Genomic DNA, 25,591 nt, shown 5'->3' on the forward strand with positions numbered 1-25,591 from the left:
TTTACCATTCTATTTTATGGATATTCAAAAAACAATTCTGGATTTACGCGAGGAACTTAACCTCCACAACCACAACTATTATGTGGAAGATAAACCTACAATTTCCGACTTTGAATTTGATCAAAAGTTAAAACAACTTCAAGATTTAGAAGCGCAATATCCTGAATATTTTGATGAAAATTCGCCATCGCAACGTGTTGGTGGAACTATAACCAAGAATTTTCAGACGGTTGTTCATGAAAATAGAATGTATTCGTTAGACAATTCCTATTCTAAAGAAGACTTGCAAGATTGGGAAGTAAAAATCCAAAAAGTTTTAGGAAACGTTCCGTTGCAATATACATGCGAATTGAAATACGACGGAGCATCCATTTCTATAACTTACGAAAATGGAAAGTTGAGTAAAGCAGTAACTCGTGGTGATGGTTTTCAAGGTGATGAGGTTACTAATAATATCAAAACAATTAGATCAATTCCGTTAAAATTAAAAGGAAATTATCCACAAAAATTTGATATTCGAGGTGAAATAATTTTGCCTTTTGAAGGTTTTGAAAAAATGAATCTGGATTTGATAGAAATAGGAGAGACACCTTATTCCAATCCGAGAAATACCGCTTCTGGAAGTTTAAAATTGCAGGATAGTGCTGAGGTTGCCAAACGTCCGCTAGATTGTTTATTGTATTTCATCACTGGAAATAATTTACCCTTTTCTACACAATTTGAAGGATTAGAAACTGCTAGAAATTGGGGTTTTAAAGTGCCAACACAATCTAAATTAGCTAATAATCTCGATGAGGTTTTCGAATTTATAAATTATTGGGATGTTCATCGTCACGATTTACCTTATGAAACCGATGGTGTTGTGATAAAAGTAAACGATTTTAACCATCAAAATGAATTGGGTTACACCGCCAAATCACCGCGTTGGGCAATTGCGTATAAGTTTAAATCAGAGCAAGTTACTACCGTTTTAAATTCTATTTCGTATCAAGTTGGTCGAACAGGTTCTATAACTCCAGTTGCTAATTTGCAACCAGTTCAATTAGCTGGAACCATTGTAAAACGAGCATCTTTGCATAATGCCGATCAAATAGAAAAGTTAGACATTAGAGTAGGAGATAGCGTTTTTGTAGAAAAAGGCGGAGAAATAATCCCTAAAATAATTGGTGTTGCACAAAGAGGAAATCAATTAGAACCAACAAAATATATTTCACATTGTCCAGAATGTCAAACTGAATTGGTAAGAAAAGAAGGAGAAGCGAACCATTTTTGTCCCAATTTTTATGGTTGTCCGCCACAAATCATTGGTAGAATTCAACATTATATTTCTAGAAAAGCCATGGATATTGAAGGTCTTGGTGGCGAAACAGTTGCTTTACTTTTTAATAATAATTTGGTTAAAGATTATTCCGATTTGTATGAATTAACGGTTGATCAAGTGATTCCGCTGGAGCGAATGGCTCAAAAAAGTGCCGAAAATCTTGTAAACGGAATAGAAAAATCGAAGGAAATTCCTTTTGAACGCGTTCTGTTTGCTCTAGGAATTCGTTATGTTGGTGAAACCGTTGCCAAGAAATTAGCGAAACATTATAAAACTATTGATGCTTTAAGTAAGGCATCTCTTATGGATTTAATTTTAGTTGATGAAATTGGTGACAGAATTGCACAAAGTGTAATTGAATTTTTCGAGAATCAAAATAATAGTACTATTATTGCGCGATTAAAAAATTTTGGTGTCCAATTTGAGATTGTTGAAAAGCACAATCCCAATGCTACAGAAAAATTATTGGGTAAAACTTTTGTTGTTTCTGGTGTTTTTGAGCAATTTTCTCGAGACGATTTAAAGAAAGCAATCGAAGATAATGGAGGTAAAGTTGGAAGTTCAATTTCGGCCAAAACCGATTATGTTGTTGCAGGAGAAAATATGGGACCAGCTAAATTAGATAAAGCAAATAAATTGGGAATTTCAATTATTTCAGAAAATGACTTTATAAACATGCTTAATGAAAGCTAGCAAAGTTGCCCTTATACTTTATTTTCTTTGTTGCTTTTTATCTGTTTTAGCCGATATGTTGCGAAATGATACTTTAAAACTAGTTTCACTTCCACTTGTGGTACCAGCGATATCTTTTTATTATTTGATTGAAACCAAAAAGAAAAACTATTTATTGTTCTTGTTTTTATTTTGTTGTTTTGTTGGTGATTCTATAGGAATAATGAATTTTGAAAATGAAGTATACTATATTTTAGTTCCTTTTTTTATTGGAAATCTGGCATTACTAGCAATGGTTTTTCAAAATTTAGAGAAATTTAAATTAAAGATTTTCAATATTGTATCCTTAGTAATATTGGTTTTATTTGTAGGCTATTTGTGCTATTCTATTGTTGATTTATTTTTTTTTCACGAATTATTAATTAGAATATTAATTATAATTTATGGAGGTTTATTGTTTTTTGTAGCCGTTATTGCTGGATATAATTTGATTTGTAAAATGAATAATGCCAATTTGTTTTTAGCTATTGGAGTAACGTGTATAGTAGTTTCTGATTCTTTTTACATAGTATATAATTACCAAACGCAACTTGTTGTTTTAGATGTTCTACATTTTTTAGCTCAAGTACTTTCGTATTATTTTGTTACTAAATATGCTTTAACTAAAGAAGCTTCAAAAAAAGTGTAAATGAAACAATTACTTCACAAAAAAGATATTTTAGAAATTGTAACCTACAGTTTTTTCATTTTGTCCACAATTGAGATTACTGGCGAATTTTTGTACAATGACTTTTTAATTTCACTCACTAAACCATTATTACTACCGTTATTACTTTTTTTATATTGGTATAATTCAGATCAAGTTTCTAAAGTTTACATCATTGCATTGGTGCTCAACTGGTGTGCAAATGTTTTATTTCTTTCGGTAGTTTCAAATTTAATTTTTATTGCTACTATATTATTTATGCTTAGCCGATTTTTTATTTTGCTTACAGTTTACGAAAAACTTAAAGAGCTTAATTTAATCCCTATAATTATTGGTTCTATTCCTTTTTTATTTTTATTTACCTATCTGATTTATTTAATTTACGACGAGATTTTCGGTTCAACCGTTCCAATTGTTTTTCTTCAATGTTTAATTATGTCAATTATTGGCGGTTTTTCTTTAGGAAATTATATGATGAAAAATGATGAAGCGAGTAAATATCTGCTGGTTTGTTCTTTGTGTTTTGCACTTAATATCTTTGCTTTGGGTGTAAAATACTATTACCTTGATTTAGGATTTCTTAAACCAGTTTCTATGATTTTTTTCCTTTCTGGTCATTTTATCTTTCTTCGTTTTGTAGTGATTTCAGAAAGAGAGAAATTATAGCGTAATTATCTAAAAATAAATACGTTATAAGTGTTAATTTTATTTTTTATTTTCGTAAATTTATCAAATGAATTTAGAAATAAAAAACTGTACCGTTAAAATTATTACAATAATGTATTTTTTAAATGCAGTTATTGAGATTTTAGCAGAGACTTTTTCTTTTAAAATTGTTATACTTATTTCAAAACCATTAATACCATTATTGTTAATGATTTTGTATTATTATTCATCAACTAAAAGAAATAAATTATTTTTTGTAATTCTATTTTTGTCTTTGGTAACCAACTTGTTTTTTATACCTAATAGCAAAGAGTATCTATTTTATGGATTGATTGCTTATACTGTTCATAGAATTCTACTGCTAATTCTAATTTTCAAAATAGTGAGAATTAAAGATTATGTTCCATTTTTCCTTTCAACATTACCACTCGGATTTATTTTTTTCTTTTTGATAACATCTTCAGATATTCCTGAAAACTCCTATTATTTGATTGTTTTTCAAAGTATTATGGCGGCTGTTCTTGGCGGTATTGCCATTGCAAGTTATTCAGTAAACGACTCAAAGCAAAATTCTTTATTACTTATAAGTGTTATTTTGTTCCTAGGATTGCAATTAGTTGTTTATATTGAAAGATACTTCTTAGCCGAATTTAATTCTTTTTGCCTACGACCACTTGCAATGACTCTTAATGTTTGTGCTTTTTATATTTTCTATAAATTTGTAATCGCTTCTGAAAAGGAAAAGAAAAAACTAAACAATAATTGATTTTCCTTGCGATGCTACTTGTTTGTCATTGGTTAAATAAAAGTCAATTCGCCCAAGATTTAAACCGTAGCATCCGACCTGATTAATTAAAACTTCTTTTCCTTCAAGGTTTTTTTCAATCACTGGTTTGTCTAAAAAGGTGTGAGTATGTCCACCAATAATTAAATCGATATCTTTAGTTTTTTGGGCAAGAAAAATGTCACTAGGTTTATTTGGTTCGTCCTTGTATTTAAATCCAAGGTGTGACAAACATATTACAAGATCACATTTTTGTTCTGTTTTTAAAACTCTTGCCATGTCAGTTGCAACTTCAATCGGATTATTGTAAACTGTCTCCTTATAGTTTTTCTTGTCTACTAAACCATCCAGTTCAATTCCGAGACCAAAAATTCCAACTTTTATTCCATCAACATGTTTTATAGTGTAAGGTTTTACGTGAGAATCTAAAACAGTATTTTTAAAATCATAATTTGCCGATACAAATTCGAATTTAGCATTTGGTAATTGCGAATAGAAACCATCAATTCCGTTGTCAAAATCATGGTTTCCTAAAGTTGAAACATCGTACTTCATCATGCTCATTAACTTAAACTCCAATTCACCACCATAATAATTAAAGTAAGGTGTTCCTTGAAAAATATCGCCAGCGTCAAGCAATAAAACATTTTTGTTTTCTTTTCTAATAGACTCAATTAATGCAGCGCGTCTTGCAACGCCTCCCATATTTGCATTTCTGGGATGATCTGCAGGAAAAGGATCTATATAACTGTGAACATCATTAGTATGTAAAATAGTGATATGCTTTAAATCGGATGAAGTAAAACTGCTTAAAGAAAATCCTGCAATTCCTAATAAAGCCGAACTTGCTGCTGTATTTTTTATAAAATCTCTTCTTTTCATGACGATTATTCTTTAATTATTCTTTTGTTGGAGTTAATTTTTAAGGTATCAACATCTTTAAAATAATCAATAAGGATGTTTCTTAGTTTGTAATCTAAATCGGTGCGTTTAATTCCTTTTTTGAAAAACGTCATATTATCGCCACCATTTGCCAAATAATCGTTAGTAACAACTTGATAAATTGTGTTATTTTCTAAAGGTTTTCCTTGAATTAAAATATCTTTTGCAACTCCATTTGATCCAATCGTAAATTGAATTCCCGACAAAGGATGTGGTTTTTTCTCAGAAATTAAGTAATTTACCATTTCCAAAATTTGTTCACCTTTTAAAGCAATAACTGTTGCGCTATTTTCAAACGGCATCACTTCATAAGCATTTCGAGCGGTAACATTTCCTTTCGGAATAATAGATCGAATTCCGCCGTGATTTAAAATACACATATCCAACGATTTTTTTTCACGCGATTGAAATACAACGTTACATTTTTCAAAAGTTACATCGGCTAGAAAATTACCAATATTGGTTTGCCATTCACCTTTAGATTTATCAAGAACTTCAGGAGAATAGGCGAGTGTTGTGCTCAAATCTTTATCGATGTGATCTCTATAAGGTTTAATGTAATTCTCAATTTCGGTAACTTCGGATTGATTATTTGTAATACCAATTTTCTTTCCTTCAATTTTAGAAACAGAATATTTGTTATTTCCACATGAAGTAAGAAGTAGAAATGTTAATAATAAAACAAAATGTTTCAATACAATGCTATAGTTTTTTAGATTTACCATCAGATATGCGACTAAAATTAATTAAATTTGTAACCCAAGTAAAAGTAGTATGTTTTTAGATAAGATAAAGGATTTTTGGACCAAAAAAATTGTTAAGAAAAGTTTATCAAATGTAAAACATAATGAATCAGTAAGTTCGATTAAAAAAATCGGAATTATTATTGACGAATCGTATTTTAATGAAAAGAATTTACTTTTAAATCAATTAAAATTAAACGGAATTAGCGAAGAAAATATAGAAATTTTAGCTTTTAGAAACAGAGTGAAAAAGAATGAAACCTTTGATTATACTGTTTTTAGTTACAAAGATTTAAGTTGGAATGCTACTTTTGACAAGAATGAAATAATTGATTTTGTAAATCAAAATTTTGATTTATTAGTAAGTTATTATGATGTAGAAAAAGCACCATTATTATTAGTCACAAGTTTATCTAAAGCCAATTTTAAAGTAGGATTTGCCAATGTTGACAAACGATTAAATCACTTTATGATTGATACACAAGCAGAGAATTACAAGGTTTTTATTGAGGAATTATTCAAATATTTAAAAATATTAAACAAACTTTAAACATGCAATCATTAATTGGAACCGGCGTTGCACTGGTTACACCATTCAAAAAAGATTTTTCTGTTGATACAGAAGCATTAACACGAATTGTAAATTTTCAAATCGATAACGGAATTGACTATCTAGTAGTTCTTGGTACAACTGCCGAAAATGCAACACTCTCGCAAGACGAAAAAGAAGTTGTAATTAAAACTGTAATCGAGGCAAATAATAGTAGATTACCTTTAGTTTTAGGAATTGGAGGAAATAATACGCACGAAGTTGTTACTGAATTAAAAACCAGAGATTTATCTAAATTTGTTGCTGTTCTTTCAGTTTCTCCATATTATAATAAGCCAACTCAAGAAGGTATTTACAGACATTTTGAAGCTATTGCAAATGCATCACCACTTCCAATAATTCTATACAATGTTCCAGGTAGAACTTCTAGTAATATACTTCCTTCAACAGTGATTCGATTGGCTAATGATTTTAAAAATATAGTTGCCATTAAAGAAGCTGCAGGAGATATTGTTCAAGCTATGAAATTAATTCAAAATAAACCCGATGGTTTTCACGTTATCTCTGGAGATGATATGATTACTTTACCAATGGTTTTAGCTGGTGGAAGCGGAGTGATTTCTGTAATTGGAGAAGGTTTTCCACGACAATTTTCAGATATGGTTCGTCTTGGATTACAAAGAAAAGTTGATGAAGCTTATAAATTACATTATCTTTTAGCAGAATCTATAGATATGATTTTCGAACAAGGAAATCCTGCTGGAATTAAAGAAGTGCATAAAACACTAGGTCTTTCAGAGAATACTGTTCGTTTGCCTCTTGTAAATGTTGATGAAAATTTAGCAAAAAGGCTCTCAGATTTTACTAAAAAGTTGTAAAAAATAGCAACTAAAAAAAATATTTTATTGTATCTAATTATTAACTAATTTTGCAGTTCGTTTTTTACGAAAAATAAAATCGATTACGAGCACCGGTAAATTAAAATGAGAAAAATAATATCAATCATCATTCTAGTTCTTTTTGTATCATCATGTAATGAATATCAAAAAGCTTTAAAAACAGAAGATGTGGCTGTGAAATTAGAAACAGCAACAAAATTATACGAAAAAGGAAAGTATTTTAAAGCAATTACATTGTTTGAACAAATAGCTCCTGCATACAAAGGCAAACCACAAGCTGAAAAATTATTTTACATGCACTCAATGGCATACTATAAGAATAAGCAGTACGGTCTATCAGCTTACCACTTTGAAAGCTTTGTTTCTAGTTATCCAAAAAGTGAAAAACAAGAAGAATCGGCTTTTTTAGGAGCCAAAAGTTATTCGAAGCAGTCGACGGTTTATAGTTTAGATCAAACGGATACTGACAAAGCTATTGATAAACTTCAAATATTTATTGACACATATCCAAATTCTCAATATTTTGCAGAAGCAAATACAATAATTAAGGAATTAAAAACAAAATTAGAGAGAAAAGCATACGAAAACGCAAAATTGTACAATTCAATTTCAGATTTTAAAGCTGCAATTGTTGCGTTGGATAATTTTGTTTCAGATTTTCCTGGAACTCCTTATAAGGAAGATGCTTTGTATTATAAATTAGATTCTGCTTATCAATTGGCTATAAACAGTGTTGTTGATAAAATGGAAGCAAGATTAAATACTGCTAAATTATCTTACGGAAGTTTGATCAAATTTAAAGCAGATACAAAATACAAAAAAGAAGCTGACGAAATGTTGGCTAGAATTGATAAAGAATTGAAACAATTTACTAAATAAAAAGTCATGGATTTAAAAAAGACGAATGCTCCTGTAAACACAATAACATATAACAAAAATGTTATCGAAGAACCAACAGGAAATGTATATGAAGCAATAACTATTATCGCTAAGCGTGCTAATCAAATCAATGCAGAGATTAAAAAAGAATTAATTGATAAGCTTGATGAATTTGCTACTTACAACGATAGTTTAGAAGAAGTCTTTGAAAACAAAGAACAAATAGAAGTTTCTAAATTCTATGAAAAATTGCCAAAACCACACGCACTTGCTGTGCAAGAATGGTTAGACGATAAAATTTACCATAGAAACTCAGATAAATAAAAGCTAAAATGTCAGTTTTAAGCGGAAAAAAAATAGTGCTAGGTGTTTCTGGTGGAATTGCCGCATATAAAACAGCAACTTTAGTAAGACTCTTTATAAAAGCAGGTGCACATGTCCAAGTGATAATGACACCTGCTTCTAAGGATTTTGTAACGCCATTAACCTTATCTACGCTATCTAAAAACCCAGTTCATTCTTCTTTTTATAATGAAGAAGATGAGAACGCGCAATGGAATAATCACGTTGAAATTGGATTATGGGCAGACCTAATGGTTATTGCACCAGCAACTGCCAATACCATGTCTAAAATGGTAAACGGAAATTGCGATAATCTATTAATAGCTACGTATCTATCGGCGAAATGTCCGATTTATTTTGCACCTGCAATGGATTTAGATATGTACAAACATCCTTCTACAATTGCCTCATTTAATGCTTTACGTCAATTTGGAAATACTATAATTCCAGCTGAATCGGGTGAACTTGCAAGCGGTTTATCTGGTGAAGGACGAATGGCAGAACCAGAAAATATAATCGCCTTTCTAGAAGCCGATTTAGAGAGTAAATTACCTCTAAAAGGAAAAAAAATACTAATTACCGCTGGTCCTACATACGAAGCAATAGATCCTGTGCGTTTTATAGGTAATCATTCTTCTGGAAAAATGGGTTTTGATATTGCAAATTGTGCTGCCAGTTTAGGTGCAGAGGTGATTTTAGTATCTGGTCCAACTCATTTTAAAGTTAAAAATGATTTTATAAATTTGATTAAAGTAGTTTCAGCACAAGAAATGTATGATACTTGTCATCAATATTATAAAGATGTTGACGTTGCTATTGCAGCTGCCGCTGTTGCTGATTACAGACCCAAAGTTGTTGCTGATCAGAAAATTAAAAAAAGCGATACTTGTTTTTCAATTGAGTTAGAAAAGACAAAAGATATTTTAGCGTCATTAGGCGAAATTAAGAAAAATCAGTTTTTAATTGGTTTTGCTTTAGAAACCGAAAACGAAATTGAAAATGCGAAGTTGAAAATTCAGAAAAAAAACTTAGATTTGATAGTTTTAAATTCGCTTCAAGATGAAGGTGCAGGATTTGGGAAGCCAACCAACAAAATTACCTTTATAGATTCTAATTTCACTATTGAGCCAATGGATTTAAAGTCTAAAGAAGAAGTTGCACAAGACATAATTAACAAAGTAATAGAACATTACCATGCGTAAATTTTTTTTAGTTTCATTTCTATTTATAATTGCATTCGCAAAAGGTCAAGAGTTAAATTGTACGGTTACAGTTAATTATGACAAAATCACTAATGCAAATGTTCAAATATTCAAAAATCTTCAGATATCATTGAATGATTTTGTGAATAAAACAGTTTGGACAGAGCAATCGTACTCGCAAAGAGAAAAAATTAATTGTTCGATGTACATCATTATAAATTCTTATGATTCAAATCAATTCGGAGCAACAATTCAAGTGCAATCTTCACGGCCTGCTTTCAATTCTACTTATTCATCTCCAGTGATTAATATAAATGATAAAGAATTTAATTTTAGATATGTAGAGTTTGAAAATATGATTTATAATCCAAATTCATTTGATACCAATTTAATTTCTGTTTTAGCCTATTATAGTTATCTAATTATTGGTACTGATGCCGATACATTTTCTCCTAAAGGTGGAAGTCCTTATTTTCAAATAGCGCAAGATATCGTTAATCAAGCAGCGCAAAGTGGTTATAAAGGATGGACTCAAGCTGAAAAAAACCAAAATAGATTTTTTCTTATAAATGATATTTTATCACCAGCAATGGTAGCTTATCGTGAAACTTTATATTCTTATCATTTTGATGGAATCGATATGATGCATAAAGATTTAAAATTGGCTAAAGGTGCTATCAAAAACGCATTAATGAATATTTATAAACTAAATACTGTTAGACCAAATTCCTATTTAGCGCGTACTTTCTTTGATGCAAAAGTAGATGAAATTGTTGCTATATATACTGGTGGTCCATCAATTCCAGTAGCAGATTTAGTTGATAATTTGAATAAAATTTCTCCAACTAATTCTAGTAAATGGTCACAAGTTAAATTTTAATTTTTCTATTAAATTTAAAAAATGATTACATCTTTATCTATTGAAAACTTTGCATTGATTGAAAAATTATCAGTCAGTTTTTCTGATGGATTCTCTGTAATTACTGGTGAAACTGGAGCAGGAAAATCAATACTTCTTGGAGCTTTAGGATTGGTTCTTGGTAAACGAGCCGACTTAAATTCTTTAAAAAATAAGGAAGAAAAGTGCATTATTGAAGCACATTTTCAAATTAAAAATTACAATTTAAAGTCTTTTTTCGAAGCCAATGATCTTGATTATGAAGACGAAACCATAATTCGAAGAGAAATTTTGCCTTCTGGAAAATCTAGAGCTTTTATAAACGATACGCCTGTTAACTTAAATGAATTACAAGATTTAAGTAATTATTTAATCGATATTCACTCGCAACATCAGACGCAAGAATTATCTGATGATGGTGTTCAATTTCAAATTATAGATTCGGTGGCATCCAATTTTGATTTGATATCGGACTATTCTTTTAAATTGAAGGAATATAAAAAGTCCAAATCAAATTTAAAATCGAAATCTGAGTTACTTCAGTCGGTTTTAAAAGAACAAGATTACAATACGTTTTTATTGGAAGAATTGCTTTCGGCAAATTTGAAATCGGGAGAACAAGAAGAACTAGAAGTTCAATATGAAAAGCTAAATAATGTTGAATTTATAAAAGAAAATCTTGTAAAATCGCTTGCTTTAGCAAATGAAGAGCAGATTGGTGTTTTGGAAAATCTGAAAGAAATTAAACTTTCATTTCAAAAAATAGCCAATTTTTCACCAGAATACAATCAGTTGTTCGAACGAATTTCAAGTGTTTTAATCGAATTTGATGATGTAGAAAAAGAACTTTCTCAATTATCTGAAAATCTTTTTTCCGATCCTGAAGAGTTAGATTTGATAAACCAAAAGTTACAATTTATTTACACTTTACAGAAAAAACATCAAGTGAATTCTGTTGATGAATTGTTATCAATTCAAAATGATTTAGATAATAAAGTTGTTTCGGTTACCACATTAGAATCAGAAATAGCAACAATAGAAAAGTTCATTCAAGAAATTGAAGTACAACTTAATGAAATTGCATTAAAAATTCATAAAAATAGGGCAGAAGCAGTTCCAGTGTTGACCGATAAATTAGCTGCAATTCTCGAACAATTAGGAATGGCTAATGCTAGATTTAATATTCAGCTTACTGTAAAAGAAGAGTTTTATTCGAATGGAAAAGACGAAATTCAGTTTTTGTTTTCAGCCAATAAAGGTTCCGATTTTGGTTTGTTAAAAAAAGTAGCTTCCGGTGGAGAAATGTCTCGAATTATGTTGGCAGTAAAATCGGTATTATCACAATATTCTAAATTACCTACAATTATATTTGACGAAATTGATACAGGAGTTTCTGGAGAAATCGCTCATAAAATGGGTGAAATTATGAAATCAATGAGTGAAAACATGCAAGTTTTTGCTATCACACATTTGCCGCAAATTGCTGGAAAAGGAAAAGATCACTTTAAAGTCTACAAAGTAATTAAAGAAAATCAAACACAATCGGAATTGAAATTACTGTCTAACGATGAGCGAGTTATAGAAATTGCGCAAATGTTATCGGGTTCTACCATTTCAGATTCGGCTTTAAATCATGCGAAGGAATTGCTTAACTAAAAAATAGAATTATCTTTGTTTGAACAAACTACACAAATAAATAAAACATAATAAATACAAAGTTATGATTATAGAACCAAGAATGCGTGGCTTTATTTGCTTAACAGCACATCCAAAAGGTTGCGAACAAAACGTAAAAAATCAAATTGATTACGTAAAATCAAAAGGATCAATTGATGGTGCTAAACGAGTTTTAGTAATTGGTGCATCAACAGGTTTTGGTTTGGCATCAAGAATATCAAGTGCTTTTGGTTGTAATGCATCAACAATTGGAGTTTTCTTCGAAAAACCGCCAACAGAAGGAAAGACGGCTTCACCTGGTTGGTATAATTCTGCAGCTTTTGAAAATGAAGCACATAAAGCAGGTTTGTATGCAAAAAGTATCAATGGAGATGCGTTTTCTAAAGAGGTAAAGCAACAAACTATCGATATGATTAAAGCCGATTTAGGTCAGATTGATTTGATAATTTACAGTTTAGCGTCGCCAGTTCGTATGCATCCAGAAACTGGTGTTTTACATCGCTCAACATTAAAACCAATCGGCGGAACTTTCACCAATAAAACAGTTGATTTTCATACAGGGAATGTGACCGAAGTTTCTATTGAACCAGCAAATCAAGAGGACATAGATAATACAGTTGTGGTCATGGGTGGCGAGGATTGGACTATGTGGATTGATGCTTTAAAAGCAGAAAATTTATTGGCAGCCGGAGCAACAACTATTGCCTATTCTTATATTGGACCAGCAGTTACAGAAGCGGTTTATAGAAAAGGAACTATTGGTAGAGCGAAAGATCATCTAGAAGCAACAGCATTTACAATAACAGATAGTTTAAAAGATATTAACGGAAAAGCATATGTTTCTGTAAATAAAGCATTGGTAACACAAGCAAGTTCTGCAATTCCAGTTATACCTTTATATATATCACTTTTATACAAAATTATGAAAGCGGATGGAATTCATGAAGGTTGTATTGAGCAAATCCAAAGGTTGTATAGCCAAAGACTTTACAATGGAGGCGAAATTCCTACAGATGAAAATGGTAGAATTAGAATTGATGATTGGGAAATGCGTGCCGATGTACAAGAGCAAGTTGCAAAACTTTGGCAAGAAGCAACTACGGAAACGTTGCCACAAATTGGAGATTTAGCTGGATATAAACAAGACTTTTTAAATTTATTTGGTTTTGGCTTTAGTGGAGTTGATTATGATGCCGATGCAAATGAGATGGTTATGGTTGATAGTATAAATTAATAAAGTATTCATTATAAATATTTTTTTATACTAGGAAATAAATTTCATTAAAAAAATGTTAATAAAAAAAACTCGCTTTTTAGCGAGTTTTTTTTATTTATTTATATATTTATCGCTTATTAACTTAAACTTCATTTTTTTATGAAAAAAATTACTTTATGGTTATTTGCACTCTTTATGTGTATGCAAATAAACGCGCAAGTAAATTCTTATTCATTTACAGCTGGAACATCAGGGGTTTTAGACCCTATGACTGGATCAACGCAACTAGTCGCATCTGCTTCAGATGATGGTGCGTCGGCTGTAACAAGTATAGGATTTACTTTTAATTATGCAGGAACAGATTATACTCAGTTCTCTGCTAATGCAAATGGACTAGTTCGCTTAGGAGCTACCGCGGTAACGACTCAGTGGACTAATACAACAGCTAATGTTGCTCTTTCATCGCCAGCAATTATGCCATATTGGGATGATTTAGCGACAGGTTCAGCAGCTGGTGGCGGAAAGGTTCATTATGTACTTACAGGTACAGCTCCAAATCGAAAGCTTATTATTGAATGGTTTGTTACTATTCCAAGAAACACAACAGGAGATGCTAATGCAAAATTTCAATGCATATTGAATGAGACCTCAAATACTATTGAGTTTGTCTACGGTTCAGGTATGCTTGTAAATACTCCTACAACTGGAGCTACAGTAGGTTTAGCAACTTCGGCAACACTTTTTAATACTGTTGATGTTGTTACAAATACTAATTCAAATGCAACTTTTAAAGTTGATAACACAGCTGCTATTACAGCTGGAACGACTTACACTTGGACTCCTCCAACGTGTCCTAGTCCGGTGACATTAACAACAACTGATATTACTAGTAGTAGTGCTACATTAACTTGGGGTATTCCTTCAGTTGTTCCTTCTTCTGGTTATGAGTACTTTTATTCTACAACAAATGTTGCTCCTACAGGTGCTGGTACAGTGTCTGCAACCAATTCTGTTGCAGTGACTGGATTAACTCCAAACACAGTATATTATGTATTTACTAGATCTAATTGTGGGTCTGAATTTGGAGTTTGGACAGCTACAGGTTCATTTATTACATTGTGCGTAGGTGTTACTGATTTTATTCAAACTTTTGACACTTCTACAACAGGTCTTGGTAACTTACCATCATGTTGGGATAGAACAGGTACGTCTGCAAATGTTTATACAACTACTGGTAGTGTGGCGCCAATGTCTCCTGCAAACAGATTGTACATGAATATTTCTGCAACTACTACTGCTTATGCATTAATGCCTCCTGTAACTAACTTACAAGCAGCAACGCACAAGTTAAAGTTTAAAGCGTATGCAACAGCAGCTTCAAAAAAAGTGCAAGTTGGATATTTTACAAATCCAGCTGATGCTACTACTTTTGTTTTAATTCAAGAATTTGACTTACCTAGTACAGCGGCTACAACAGCGTTAGAGTTTACAGCGATACCAACCGCTATACCAGCTGGAGTTTCTAGATTGGTATTTGGTCTTATAGCAGGTTCAGCAACTACTGTTTACATAGATGATGTTAAATGGGAAGTTAACTCTTCTTGTGTAGAACCTACAGCTTTAAGTACAGCATCTATTACAAGTAATAGTGCTCAATTGTCATGGGTTAATGGTGGTCCTGAAACTGAATGGGAAGTTCAATATGGACTTACAGGTTTTACTTTTGGATCTGGAACAATAGTTCCTGGAGTTACAACTAATCCTTATTTATTATCAGGATTAACTACTGATACTTCATATCAATATTATGTTAGAGGTGTTTGTACGGGTACAATCTATAGTTCATGGTCTGGTCCATATACTTTTAGAACTTTATGTGTTGGAGTTACAGATTTTGTTGAAACATTCGAGACTACTCCTACAGGAACAGCTTTTTTACCAGCTTGCTGGTCAAGATCTGGAACTTCTGCCAATGTTTATAATACTACTGGTAGTGTGGCTCCAATGTCACCTGCAAACAGATTGTACATGAATATTTCTGCAACTACTACTGCTTTTGCTACATTACCTCCAGTAACAAATTTACAAGCAGAAACGCATCGTTTAAAGTTTAAAGCTTATGCAACTGCAGCTGCTAAAAAATTAAGAGTTGGATATTTTACAAATCCAGCAGATGTAAGTACTTTTGTATTTATTGAAGAAATTGATCTACCAAGTACTGCTGCTACTACAGCAACAGAATTTACAGTAATTCCTTATTTAGGTATGGTTCCAGGTATAACAAATTTAGTATTTGCATTAGTACCTGGCACAGCTACTACAGTATATATTGATGATATAAAATGGGAATTCAATTCTACTTGTGTTGAGCCAACTGCATTAAATGTATTGTCTGTCACTAACTCAACTGCTCAATTAAGTTGGGCAAATGGCGGTGGGGAGACTCAATGGCAAGTACAATATGGAGCAAATGGATTTACACTTGGTACTGGAACAACTGTTTCTCCAGTAACAACAAATCCTTATACACTTACAGGATTAGCTGCTAATACAACTTATCAATATTATGTTAGAGGAGAATGTCCAGGACCTGAATTCAGTTCTTGGTCAGGACCATTCACATTCAAAACATTATGTAATGATGTAATGACTTTTACAGAAAATTTTGATACTTGGCCATCAGGTACTAATAGTTTACCAGATTGTTGGAGTAGAGCAGGTTCTTCTACATCAACATACATTACTACAGGAGCGACTACACCAATGTCACCTAGCAACCGTTTATATATGTTTGCTACTTCTGGTGCAGATGGATATGCTATCATGCCTCCAGTTTCAAATTTACAAGCAGGAACTAACAGATTAAGATTTAAAGCTTATGCTACAACTTCTCCAAGAGATTTGATTGTAGGGTATATGACTAATTCAGCTGATGTATCAAGTTTTGTAGCTTTACAAACGTTTACAATTGCAGGAACTGTTATTGCTAATACACAAGAATATGTTGTTTATCCAACTGGAGTTCCAGCAGGTGTAAACACATTGGCTTTAAAAAATGTTGGCTTTACTGGTGCATCTTCAACTTTTTACATTGATGATGTTGCTTGGGAATTAATTCCAGCATGTGCTAATCCAACAGGTGTATCTTCAAGTGCTGTTACCTCTACTTCAGCTTCAATAGCTTGGACAGGTAATCCAACTGATGTTTCTTGGGAAATTGAATATGGTGCTCCAGGTTTCACAGTAGGTACAGGTACAATTGTTCCTGCTGCGACGAATCCTTTCACTATAACTTCTTTAGCATCTTCTACAACATATCAATATTATGTAAGATCTATTTGTGCTGGCCCAGTAACAAGTTCAAGCTCTATTTCTGGAACTTTTACAACTTTATGTGCGGCTTTTACACCTACATACACTCAAGATTTTGCTACTTTTCTACCTTTATGTTGGAGAACAGCAGATGCTGGTACAATTGCAACAGGTCCAACTGGAACTGGAGCTGGATATTGGTTTAGTAGAACTTACTTAAATACAGCAGCACTTGGTCAAGGTATTGTTGCTAATTTATATCAAGATGCAAGAATTGGTTGGATAATATCTCCAATCTTTAATTTATCAGCTGGTGGTTATCAAGTTAAATATGATGTTGGAGCAACTGATTATTTTAATGCAGATCCAGCAGTACTTGATGCTGATGATAAAATTGACTTTTTAATGTCAGTTGATGGAGGAGTAACTTGGACTTCTTTAGAGTTGTTCAATGCGGCAAATACACCATCAAATGTTTCTACTACTAAAGTATATAATATTACAACAGTTACATCTCCAAACGTGTTGTTTGCTTTCCGTGCAGACGAAGGTTCTATAGCTTCTACAACTGACTGGGATTTCTTTGTCGACAACTTTAAGGTAGATCTTCCAGCTGTTGCTGTGCCAGGATGTGCAACTAACGTAGTAGCTAGTCAACCAGCAGGATGTGGAAATTTCCCAATATCTATCTCATGGGATGCGACACCAACTGCAAATGGTTACAGAATTAATGTTGGTACCACAATTGGAGGTACAAATATTGGTAATAATGTAGATTTAGGTTCTGCCTTAACTTACAATTTAGCGGCACCTAATGTTGGTACAACTTATTATTACACAGTTATTCCTTACAATACAATAGGAAATGCTACAGGATGTATTGAGCAATCATTTTCAACTGCTGCTACAGGATGTTATTGTACAGCTGCACCTACTTCAGTAGATGGGACTGGTATTACTAATGTACAACTTGGAACAACAAATTTCCCAAATACAGTAGCAACTTCTCCTGTGTATAATGATCATACTGCAACACTAGTTGATTTAAATCAGGGTTTATTGAATAATTTACAGATTTCATTAAATACTTCAATTTATGACTACAATACTGTTGTTTGGATTGATTTTAATAATGATTATAATTTTGATTCTACTGAGATAGTATTTACTGGAGCATCAAGTGCAGTAAGTCCAAATGTGCAAAATGCATCATTCACACTATCTCCAACAGCTCCTATCGGAAGTCATAGAATGAGAATTGTATCAACTGATGCATTACAAGCACCTGCTAATCCTTGTTATAGTGGTAGTTTTGGTGAAATTGTAGATTTTACAGTTAATGTAATTGCACCACCAACATGTCCAGCTCCAACTGGAAATGCTGCTCAAACAGTTTGCGGTAGTGGTACTTTGGCAGATTTAGTGGTAACAGGAAGTTCAATTGTATGGCATGACGCTGCTACTGCAGGAAACGTTTTACCAAGTACAACTGCTATTGTTTCTGGAACTATTTATTATGCATCTCAAGATTTAACTACTTGTGTTAATGGTGATAGATTAGCTGTAACAGCAACTGTTACTGCAATTCCTGCAACTCCAACTGGTGCTTCTTCTCAAACTTTCTGTAATACAGATAATGATGATTTATCAGATTTAGTTGTAACTGGTACTAATTTAGTATGGTATGATGCTCCAACAGCTGGAAATGTTTTACCTACAACTACTCTTGTTACAGCAACAACATATTACGTAGCTTCAACTGATGGAACTTGTGAAAGTCCAAGACTTGCAATTACAACTACGTTAGATTGTAGTCCAGCTCCATGTTTAACTGCTGCAAACGGTCAATGGCCAGCTACTACTTTTAACCCATCTGCAAACTGTGATGGTTATATAGTTCAAGATATTACTACTTGTGGTTATGCAAGTGAATACTCTGTTGTAGCTGTTGTATCAGGTCAAACTTATACTTTTAGTAGCTCAGTTGTAACTGATATAATTACTTTAAGTGCTGATGCTGGTGTTACTTCTGTAGCAACTGGTACAGGTTCTTTAACTTGGGTATCTACCGTAACAGGTGATATTCGTTTCTATACACATATTGCTGGCTGTTTAGAAGAAGACGTATGTAGAATTAAAAGAGTTACTTGTGGAACTATTACTACAGACTCTCCAGATTATGCTAACTTACAATTTCCAGCTACATTGACAATTGTTCAAGGTGGATCAGGTGTTGTTTATGGTCAAATTTACGAAGGTGGATTAACTGATGTTGCTCCAAATATTACAGGACAAGCTCCTGGTATTATTGCATGGGTTGGTATTAGTCCAATAGGAAGTAATACAAATCCAAATACATGGACAACATGGGTTCCTGCAACTTGGAATTCTGGTAATGTTTCGAATAATGATGAGTATCAAGCTACAATTGGAGCTACCTTACTTCCAGGAACATACTATTATGCAACAAGATTTAGATTAAATTCTGGTGCTTATGTATATGGAGGAATTGATTCATCAAACAATGGTAATTTCTGGAATGGTACTGTTTACAACAGTGGAGTGTTAACAGTAACACCACCACCAGCTCCAGCTAATGACAACTGTTCTGGTGCTTATTCAGTAACTGTTAATCCTACTTTAACTTGTACTGCTGTTACAGCTGGTACTTTAGTTGGAGCAACAGCTTCAACAACTGATGCTGCTGCTTGCTCTGGTACTGAAGATGATGATGTTTGGTTCTCATTTGTTGCAACTGCAACTTCACACCAAATAAGTTTAACTAATGTTTTAGGTAGTACATCTGACTTGTTCCATTCATTATGGACAGGAGCTGATTGTGCAACTTTAGCTTTGGTTCCAGGAACTTGTTCAGATCCAAATACAAGTACTCCTGCAGGTTTAACTATTGGTCAAACATACTACATTAGAGTTTACTCTTATACAGATACAGCTGGACAAACTACAACATTTGATGTTTGTGTGGCTACGTTACCAGCAGTTCCAGCAAATGATGCTTGTGCTAATGCATTTTTGATAGGTGCTATTCCTTACACAAACACACAAGATGCTACTGCTGCAACAAACAATGCTGGATTTATAAATGCTTGTACTGCTAATACTATGAATGATGGTGTTTGGTACACTGTTGTTGGAAATGGTAACGATATTGTTGTTAATATAACTGCTGTTGTTGGTTGGGATCCTCAAGTTGATGTTTATACAGGTTCATGTGGGACATTTACTTGTGTTGGATCTGCAGATGCAGGCGGAACAAGTGGTTCTGAAACTTACACAATTGCTGCATCAACTATTGGTACAACGTACTACATTAACGTAGGACATTATAGTGGATTTACAAATAGTCCAGAAGGACCGTTCACAATTGGAATAACACAAAATTTAGCAAATGATTCATTTGATGATGCTAACTTTGCATTCTATCCAAACCCTGTAAACGATGTGTTAAACTTATCTTACACAGAAAACATTACTAAAGTTCAAGTAATTAATTTACTAGGACAAGAAGTTAAAACAAGCTCAATGGATGCTACTCTAGCTCAAGTTGACATGTCTAATCTTCCATCTGGAACTTATTTAGTAAAAGTTACTGCTAATGATAAAGTGAAAACTATTAAAGTTATCAAACAATAATTTTAATTAATTTTATTTATAAAAAGTCCCGCTTAGGCGGGACTTTTCTTTTATAGAAAGAGTATATTTGTTAAAATTTTTTCAGATGTTTTTTTCAATAATTATTCCAGTCTATAATAGACCAGACGAAATAAAAGAATTACTAGAAAGCTTACTGCAATCAACCTATAAAAACAATTATGAGATTGTAATTGTTGAGGATGGATCTACTGTAACTTGTAAAGAAGTAGTTAAAACTTTTTCTGATAAACTCTCTATATCTTACTATTTTAAAGCAAATTCAGGGCCAGGTGATTCTAGAAATTTTGGAATGCGAAATGCAAAAGGAGATTATTTCATAATATTTGATTCAGATTGTATTATTCCTAACCACTATTTATCTGAAGTTGAAAAAGAGCTAAACCTAAAATATGTTGACTGTTTTGGAGGTCCAGACAAAGCATTAAAATCATTTTCTAACATTCAGAAAGCAATAAATTTTGCAATGACCTCATTTCTAACTACCGGAGGAATTCGTGGCGGATCTGAGAAAATCGATAAATTTCAACCTAGAAGTTTTAATATGGGAATTTCTAAAAAAGCTTTTGAGGCATCAAATGGTTTTGGAAATATTCATCCTGGTGAAGATCCAGATTTATCCATTAGATTGTGGAAATTAGGTTATGAGACACGGTTGTTTAAATCAGCTTTTGTTTATCATAAAAGAAGAATTGATTGGGATAAATTTAGCCTGCAAGTATCAAAATTTGGAAAGGCAAGACCAATTTTAAATCATTGGTATCCCGAATACAAAAAAATCACTTATTGGTTTCCTGCGTTATTTGTAATTGGATTTATAATTTCGGCTTTACTACTTTTTATTTTATTTGATTGGGGTTTAAAGTTATATTTTCTATACTTCGTTATAATTTTCGTTGTTTCTAGTATTCAAAATAGAAATCCTCTTATTGGATTGTTGTCAATTGTCGCCGTTTGGAAACAATTTTTCGGTTATGGATTCGGATTTTTAAACTCCTTTTTCAAAATTAACATTCTACGAAAAAAACCACAAGATGCATTTCCCGAACTATTTTTTAAAGTAAATTCTTCTCAAGAAATTCTTTCAGAAAAATTATCATTTGAAAAAACATCCGAACTTCCAATACAAAAGACATTTGAAAAAGCTATCGATAAGATTGTTACACCAATTCAAAATATTGTTGAACCTATTGCCAAAAAAACTAAAATCATTGGTTTAACCGGCGGAATAGGAAGCGGAAAAACTACAATTGCAAATTACCTTCAATCGAAAGGAGTTCCGGTTTATGTTTCAGATATCGAAGCCAAAAAAGTAATGGAGTTTCCCGATATTGTTCTTAAAATTGCTGAAGTTTTCGGTAAGGAAGTTCTTGATTTGAATAATTTGTTAAATCGAGATAAGTTAGCCGAAATCGTTTTTAACAATCCAGAAAAGTTAAAACAATTAAATGCAATTGTGCATCCGGCCGTGAAAAAACATTTTGATAATTGGATTATACAAAATAAGGATGTTCCAATTATTGTTAAAGAAACTGCCATTTTATTTGAAAGTGGAAGTTATAAAGATTGTGACCAAATTATTACAGTTTCGGCTCCATTGGAAACTAGAATTGCTAGAGTTTTAAAGAGAGATAATTCTACAAGAGAAAAAATACTTCAAAGAATAAATAATCAATTATCTGATGATGAGCGAATTGCAAGAAGTCAATATGTGATTATGAATGAGAATTTCGAAGAAACTAAAAAACAAGTTGATAAAATTCTTATTTTATTGAAAAATAAATAATAAATGGCCTCAATGTTAATGTTTGGTTAATGCATTAACAGAATATATGTTAAAATGCTAATTTTGTTGTGATGAATAAGTTTGTTTTTCGCCTTTTAGTATTCTTAATGAGCATATCCTTATTGGGTATCATTTTCGTACAAGTGTACTGGTTTAATTCCTCATTAGAAAAAAGTGAAGACGAATTCAAATTTCACGTCAAGCAAGTTTTAGGAAATGTAGCAGAAAAATTGCAAAAAAAAGAGCAATATGCTTTTTATAATAAATACAATAAGGTAAAAGAAAGCACTGGTAAACCTCCGCAAAAGGAAGATTTATTAGAATATGGATATTACCAACGGAATTCTAAAACTAACGAAACAATAATATATTCTAATAGCATCATTTCAGATAATTATGATATATTTTCAAAGTTCATTGATAAAAATGCAGATAGTTCTAAAGTAAAAGGATTTTCTGCAAAACGAAAAACAGAAATCTTTAATAACAATAATGCTTTTGATAACTCTGGAATAAATAAATCTATTAATCCAGAAATTACAATAAGTAAAGAAGGTGCAGTTGCCATTTTAGAAAATGCTCAATTTGAAATTTTTTATAAAGATATTGCTGCTGTTACACCAATTCAAGAACGAGTTTCAACAAAAGATTTATACACGCTTTTATCTAATGAATTAAAAGAATACGGAGTAAAAACGCCTTTTGAATTTAATGTTTACAGTAACGGTTTAGCAACAAAACTTAAGTCGGAACATTTTAAATATGATAAATATTCCACTTATTCTATTCCAATTTTTATTGATAATGATAATAACAATAAATACAATCTTCATGTAAATTTTCCTCAAAAGAAGAAATTTTTATTTAGAGAAATTGTTGGAATCACAATGTTATCAATAATTTTTACATTGATAATTATAATTGCTTACGCCAATGCATTGCATCAAGTAATAAAACAACGTCATATTTCTGAAATTAAAACCGATTTCATCAACAATATGACACACGAGTTCAAAACGCCAATAGCCACAATAAATTTAGCTCTTGACGCCATAAAGAACCCTAAAGTAATAGACGATAAAGAAAAAGTTTTTCGATACCTGCAAATGATTCGAGATGAGAATAAGCGAATGCATGCACAGGTAGAAAATGTTCTTAGAATTTCTAAATTAGAAAAGAAAGAACTTGAGATTTCAAAGGAATCGTATGATGTGCAACAAATAATCTATGATGCGATAGATCACGTACATTTAATTATTGAAGATAGAGGCGGAAAAATAACAAAAAATTTCAATGCCAATAGAACAACAGTATTGTTAAACGAAGTGCATTTTACTAATGTAATTGTTAATATTTTAGACAATGCAATAAAATATTCGCCAGATGCACCCGTTATAGATATATACACTGAGAACATTAAAGATTTCGTAGTAATAAAAATAAAAGACCAAGGAACCGGAATGAGTAAAGTGGCTCAGAAACGAATTTTTGAAAAATTCTATCGTGAACACACCGGAGATTTACACAATGTGAAAGGACATGGTTTAGGTTTGGCCTACGTAAAAAGAATTGTTGAAGACCATAACGGTCAAGTTTTCGTTGAAAGCGAAAAAGGAAAAGGAAGTACATTTATTATTAAAGTCCCATTGATAAATTAAAAAAAATATGGAAAAAGAAAACAAAAGAATATTATTGGTAGAAGACGATCAAAACTTTGGTGCCATTTTAAAAGATTATTTAATGCTTAACGACTTCGATGTTGTTTTAGCCAAAAATGGCATGGAAGGTTTTGAAAAATTCAAAAAAGATACTTATGACTTGTGTATTCTTGACGTAATGATGCCATACAAAGACGGTTACACATTAGCCAAAGAAATTCGTGAGAAAAATAAAGAAGTGCCAATCGTGTTCTTAACGGCTAAAACCATGAAAGAAGACGTCCTTAAAGGTTATAAAGTAGGAGCAGACGATTATCTTAATAAACCGTTCGATTCAGAAGTTTTATTGATGAAAATCAAAGCAATTATGCAAAGAAAATCATCAGAAACTAAAGCGGAAAACGTTCAATTCGAATTCCAAATTGGGAAATTTCACTTGAATTCTAAGTTGCGTTTCTTGAATTTCCCTGGTAACGAACCAATAAAATTGTCACCAAAAGAAAACGAATTGCTAAAAATGTTAGCACTTTACGTAGAAGATTTGATGCCTAGAGAATTAGCATTAACTAAAATTTGGAGAGACGATAACTACTTCACATCTAGAAGTATGGACGTTTACATCGCCAAATTAAGAAAATACTTAAAAGACGATCCAAACGTTGAAATTTTAAATATTCACGGCGAAGGATTTAGATTAGTCGTAAAAAAATAAACCATAAAGCTCCAAGAAATTGGGGCTTTTTTTTTACAGCTATTTCCTGCTATTCATTACAATCTTTTGTAAATAAGTCTTCTTTTCTAAGCCATAAAAGGAGCTTCTATGGTCGCTCTTTTATAGCAAGAAAAAAATAGACTTTTTTACAAAAGGATTTCCATTACTATCAGGGCTAGGGTTTTAGTGGAAAATAGAACATTAGTTTTTCAATTCAAGCTCCAATCCAAAGCAAACTTTTCCATCTTTAGTTACCGTAAAAACAGTTCCGTTTTTACCAATTTCTATGGTTTCATTAAGCGAAACTTCTTTTAAATAATTCATTTCAAATGCTTGAATTTCTTGTTTTAAAATCAACTTTGAATCGACATAATCCAAACACCATTCAAGATATTTCACACTATTAGCATGATTAACAATATCCAAATCAGATAATAAAACAGTTCGCGCTGCAACTATTTCAAATTCTTTCTGCAAATCTATTTTAGCGTAACTTTTCTCAGTGGCACTTGCTTCTGGAAATTTTTCAAAATGCTCGTGAGGCAAAGCCAAAGCTTCAGGTCGACGTGTTTTGGTATTGAAAACTGCCCAAAAGGTTTCGCAACCTACAATTTTTTCATCACCAACATACAATTCTAAACAACGTGTAGAACGTGAATTTTCTAAAGATTTTATCCAAGTTTTAACCGTTACTTTATCTTTCCATTTTGGTAATCGTTTAATCTCAACGCGCATTTTACTTAAAACCCAAGCTTGATGAAATTCTTGCATGTCGCTAAAACTAATACCGCCAACTTCAGAATGCGTTGCAGCAGTCAATTGAAATAAATTACACAATTCGGTATATTTCAAGTAGCCGTTAGGATAACATTGTAGAAAATTAATTTCCCAATCTTTGTTTAGAATAGAGGTGAAGTTAGGTGAAATTGGCATTTTTGTAATAAGATAAGAGTA

General features: G+C 32.0%; 19 protein-coding genes and 1 pseudogene. 17 read left to right on the forward strand and 3 right to left on the reverse strand.

The window, feature by feature from the left end:
* Positions 1–16 precede the first annotated feature (16 nt).
* From ligA to LG45_RS14355, 4 genes are all read left to right on the forward strand, one after another.
* Complete coding sequence (gene ligA / locus LG45_RS14340; RefSeq protein ID WP_035128301.1) at positions 17–2,014, forward strand: NAD-dependent DNA ligase LigA; 1,998 nt, start codon at positions 17–19, stop codon at positions 2,012–2,014.
* Positions 2,004–2,681: a lysoplasmalogenase family protein gene (locus tag LG45_RS14345; RefSeq protein ID WP_035128303.1), complete on the forward strand. Its 678-nt coding sequence runs from the start codon at positions 2,004–2,006 to the stop codon at positions 2,679–2,681. The genes ligA and LG45_RS14345 overlap by 11 nt, the downstream gene beginning before the upstream one ends.
* On the forward strand, positions 2,682–3,365 hold the full coding sequence (locus LG45_RS14350; protein ID WP_035128304.1) for a hypothetical protein: 684 nt from the start codon (positions 2,682–2,684) through the stop codon (positions 3,363–3,365). It begins immediately after the preceding gene.
* A 67-nt stretch (positions 3,366–3,432) separates the two neighbouring features.
* Positions 3,433–4,131 (forward strand): hypothetical protein, encoded by a 699-nt coding sequence (locus LG45_RS14355; RefSeq protein WP_035128306.1) that lies wholly within the window; start codon positions 3,433–3,435, stop codon positions 4,129–4,131.
* On the opposite strand, the gene LG45_RS14360 is transcribed toward LG45_RS14355, so the two are convergent.
* Both LG45_RS14360 and LG45_RS14365 read right to left on the reverse strand, forming a co-directional pair.
* Positions 4,117–5,031, reverse strand: coding sequence for a bifunctional metallophosphatase/5'-nucleotidase (locus LG45_RS14360; protein ID WP_035128308.1), 915 nt, complete (start codon positions 5,029–5,031; stop codon positions 4,117–4,119). The genes LG45_RS14355 and LG45_RS14360 overlap by 15 nt on opposite strands.
* A 5-nt stretch (positions 5,032–5,036) precedes the next feature.
* Positions 5,037–5,786, reverse strand: coding sequence for a 5'-nucleotidase C-terminal domain-containing protein (locus tag LG45_RS14365; RefSeq protein WP_307725781.1), 750 nt, complete (start codon positions 5,784–5,786; stop codon positions 5,037–5,039).
* 79 nt (positions 5,787–5,865) lie between these two features.
* Between LG45_RS14365 and LG45_RS14370 the strand changes: the two genes are divergently transcribed.
* The 13 genes and pseudogenes from LG45_RS14370 to LG45_RS14425 all read left to right on the forward strand — a co-directional run bounded on the left by LG45_RS14370 (position 5,866) and on the right by LG45_RS14425 (position 24,637).
* Entirely contained in the window at positions 5,866–6,384 is a 519-nt protein-coding gene (locus LG45_RS14370) for a DUF6913 domain-containing protein (protein WP_035128312.1), read from the forward strand.
* 2 nt (positions 6,385–6,386) lie between these two features.
* Complete coding sequence (gene dapA, locus LG45_RS14375) at positions 6,387–7,262, forward strand: 4-hydroxy-tetrahydrodipicolinate synthase (protein WP_035128314.1); 876 nt, start codon at positions 6,387–6,389, stop codon at positions 7,260–7,262.
* 105 nt (positions 7,263–7,367) lie between these two features.
* A complete protein-coding gene (locus LG45_RS14380; RefSeq protein WP_035128315.1) occupies positions 7,368–8,162 on the forward strand; it encodes an outer membrane protein assembly factor BamD in 795 nt (264 codons plus the stop codon).
* A 6-nt stretch (positions 8,163–8,168) separates the two neighbouring features.
* A complete protein-coding gene (locus tag LG45_RS14385) occupies positions 8,169–8,486 on the forward strand; it encodes a DNA-directed RNA polymerase subunit omega (RefSeq protein ID WP_035128317.1) in 318 nt (105 codons plus the stop codon).
* Between the two features lie 8 nt (positions 8,487–8,494).
* The gene (gene coaBC / locus LG45_RS14390; RefSeq protein ID WP_035128319.1) at positions 8,495–9,706 is read left to right on the forward strand and encodes a bifunctional phosphopantothenoylcysteine decarboxylase/phosphopantothenate--cysteine ligase CoaBC; all 1,212 of its coding nucleotides are present in this window, start codon (positions 8,495–8,497) and stop codon (positions 9,704–9,706) included.
* Complete coding sequence (gene porD / locus LG45_RS14395; RefSeq protein ID WP_035128321.1) at positions 9,699–10,586, forward strand: type IX secretion system protein PorD; 888 nt, start codon at positions 9,699–9,701, stop codon at positions 10,584–10,586. Before coaBC ends, porD begins: the two co-directional genes overlap by 8 nt.
* A gap of 21 nt (positions 10,587–10,607) precedes the next feature.
* The gene (gene recN / locus LG45_RS14400) at positions 10,608–12,260 is read left to right on the forward strand and encodes a DNA repair protein RecN (RefSeq protein WP_035128323.1); all 1,653 of its coding nucleotides are present in this window, start codon (positions 10,608–10,610) and stop codon (positions 12,258–12,260) included.
* 64 nt (positions 12,261–12,324) lie between these two features.
* Complete coding sequence (fabV, locus tag LG45_RS14405; protein ID WP_035128325.1) at positions 12,325–13,515, forward strand: enoyl-ACP reductase FabV; 1,191 nt, start codon at positions 12,325–12,327, stop codon at positions 13,513–13,515.
* 141 nt (positions 13,516–13,656) lie between these two features.
* Positions 13,657–20,463 carry a fibronectin type III domain-containing protein gene (locus tag LG45_RS14410; protein ID WP_081932089.1) on the forward strand — a complete coding sequence of 2,269 codons (6,807 nt, stop codon included), beginning with the start codon at positions 13,657–13,659 and terminating at the stop codon, positions 20,461–20,463.
* Between the two features lie 85 nt (positions 20,464–20,548).
* Positions 20,549–21,544 (forward strand): annotated as a pseudogene (locus tag LG45_RS16680) (glycosyltransferase family 2 protein); the annotation flags it as partial.
* A 147-nt stretch (positions 21,545–21,691) separates the two neighbouring features.
* Positions 21,692–22,267 (forward strand): dephospho-CoA kinase, encoded by a 576-nt coding sequence (coaE, locus tag LG45_RS16685; protein ID WP_262493955.1) that lies wholly within the window; start codon positions 21,692–21,694, stop codon positions 22,265–22,267.
* A gap of 71 nt (positions 22,268–22,338) precedes the next feature.
* Positions 22,339–23,925 carry a sensor histidine kinase gene (locus tag LG45_RS14420; RefSeq protein WP_035128329.1) on the forward strand — a complete coding sequence of 529 codons (1,587 nt, stop codon included), beginning with the start codon at positions 22,339–22,341 and terminating at the stop codon, positions 23,923–23,925.
* A gap of 7 nt (positions 23,926–23,932) precedes the next feature.
* A complete protein-coding gene (locus LG45_RS14425) occupies positions 23,933–24,637 on the forward strand; it encodes a response regulator transcription factor (RefSeq protein ID WP_035128331.1) in 705 nt (234 codons plus the stop codon).
* Between the two features lie 201 nt (positions 24,638–24,838).
* On the opposite strand, the gene LG45_RS14430 is transcribed toward LG45_RS14425, so the two are convergent.
* Positions 24,839–25,570 carry an acyl-[acyl-carrier-protein] thioesterase gene (locus LG45_RS14430; RefSeq protein WP_035128332.1) on the reverse strand — a complete coding sequence of 244 codons (732 nt, stop codon included), beginning with the start codon at positions 25,568–25,570 and terminating at the stop codon, positions 24,839–24,841.
* Between the last annotated feature and the right edge of the window lie 21 nt (positions 25,571–25,591).

Source organism: Flavobacterium aquatile LMG 4008 = ATCC 11947, assembly GCF_000757385.1.
Taxonomy (GTDB): Bacteria; Bacteroidota; Bacteroidia; order Flavobacteriales; family Flavobacteriaceae; genus Flavobacterium; species Flavobacterium aquatile.

Excerpts from the sequence above, each read along its gene's own strand:
- LG45_RS14425 (WP_035128331.1), top strand. The coding sequence starts at position 23,933 with ATGGAAAAAGAAAACAAAAGAATATTATTGGTAGAAGACGATCAAAAC.
- LG45_RS14345 (WP_035128303.1), top strand. The coding sequence starts at position 2,004 with ATGAAAGCTAGCAAAGTTGCCCTTATACTTTATTTTCTTTGTTGCTTT.
- coaBC (WP_035128319.1), top strand. The coding sequence starts at position 8,495 with ATGTCAGTTTTAAGCGGAAAAAAAATAGTGCTAGGTGTTTCTGGTGGA.
- LG45_RS14350 (WP_035128304.1), top strand. The coding sequence starts at position 2,682 with ATGAAACAATTACTTCACAAAAAAGATATTTTAGAAATTGTAACCTAC.
- porD (WP_035128321.1), top strand. The coding sequence starts at position 9,699 with ATGCGTAAATTTTTTTTAGTTTCATTTCTATTTATAATTGCATTCGCA.
- LG45_RS14355 (WP_035128306.1), top strand. The coding sequence starts at position 3,433 with ATGAATTTAGAAATAAAAAACTGTACCGTTAAAATTATTACAATAATG.
- LG45_RS14370 (WP_035128312.1), top strand. The coding sequence starts at position 5,866 with ATGTTTTTAGATAAGATAAAGGATTTTTGGACCAAAAAAATTGTTAAG.
- fabV (WP_035128325.1), top strand. The coding sequence starts at position 12,325 with ATGATTATAGAACCAAGAATGCGTGGCTTTATTTGCTTAACAGCACAT.
- LG45_RS14385 (WP_035128317.1), top strand. The coding sequence starts at position 8,169 with ATGGATTTAAAAAAGACGAATGCTCCTGTAAACACAATAACATATAAC.
- LG45_RS14420 (WP_035128329.1), top strand. The coding sequence starts at position 22,339 with ATGAATAAGTTTGTTTTTCGCCTTTTAGTATTCTTAATGAGCATATCC.
- LG45_RS14430 (WP_035128332.1), bottom strand. The coding sequence starts at position 25,570 with ATGCCAATTTCACCTAACTTCACCTCTATTCTAAACAAAGATTGGGAA.
- LG45_RS14380 (WP_035128315.1), top strand. The coding sequence starts at position 7,368 with ATGAGAAAAATAATATCAATCATCATTCTAGTTCTTTTTGTATCATCA.
- LG45_RS14410 (WP_081932089.1), top strand. The coding sequence starts at position 13,657 with ATGAAAAAAATTACTTTATGGTTATTTGCACTCTTTATGTGTATGCAA.
- LG45_RS14360 (WP_035128308.1), bottom strand. The coding sequence starts at position 5,031 with ATGAAAAGAAGAGATTTTATAAAAAATACAGCAGCAAGTTCGGCTTTA.
- dapA (WP_035128314.1), top strand. The coding sequence starts at position 6,387 with ATGCAATCATTAATTGGAACCGGCGTTGCACTGGTTACACCATTCAAA.
- ligA (WP_035128301.1), top strand. The coding sequence starts at position 17 with ATGGATATTCAAAAAACAATTCTGGATTTACGCGAGGAACTTAACCTC.
- recN (WP_035128323.1), top strand. The coding sequence starts at position 10,608 with ATGATTACATCTTTATCTATTGAAAACTTTGCATTGATTGAAAAATTA.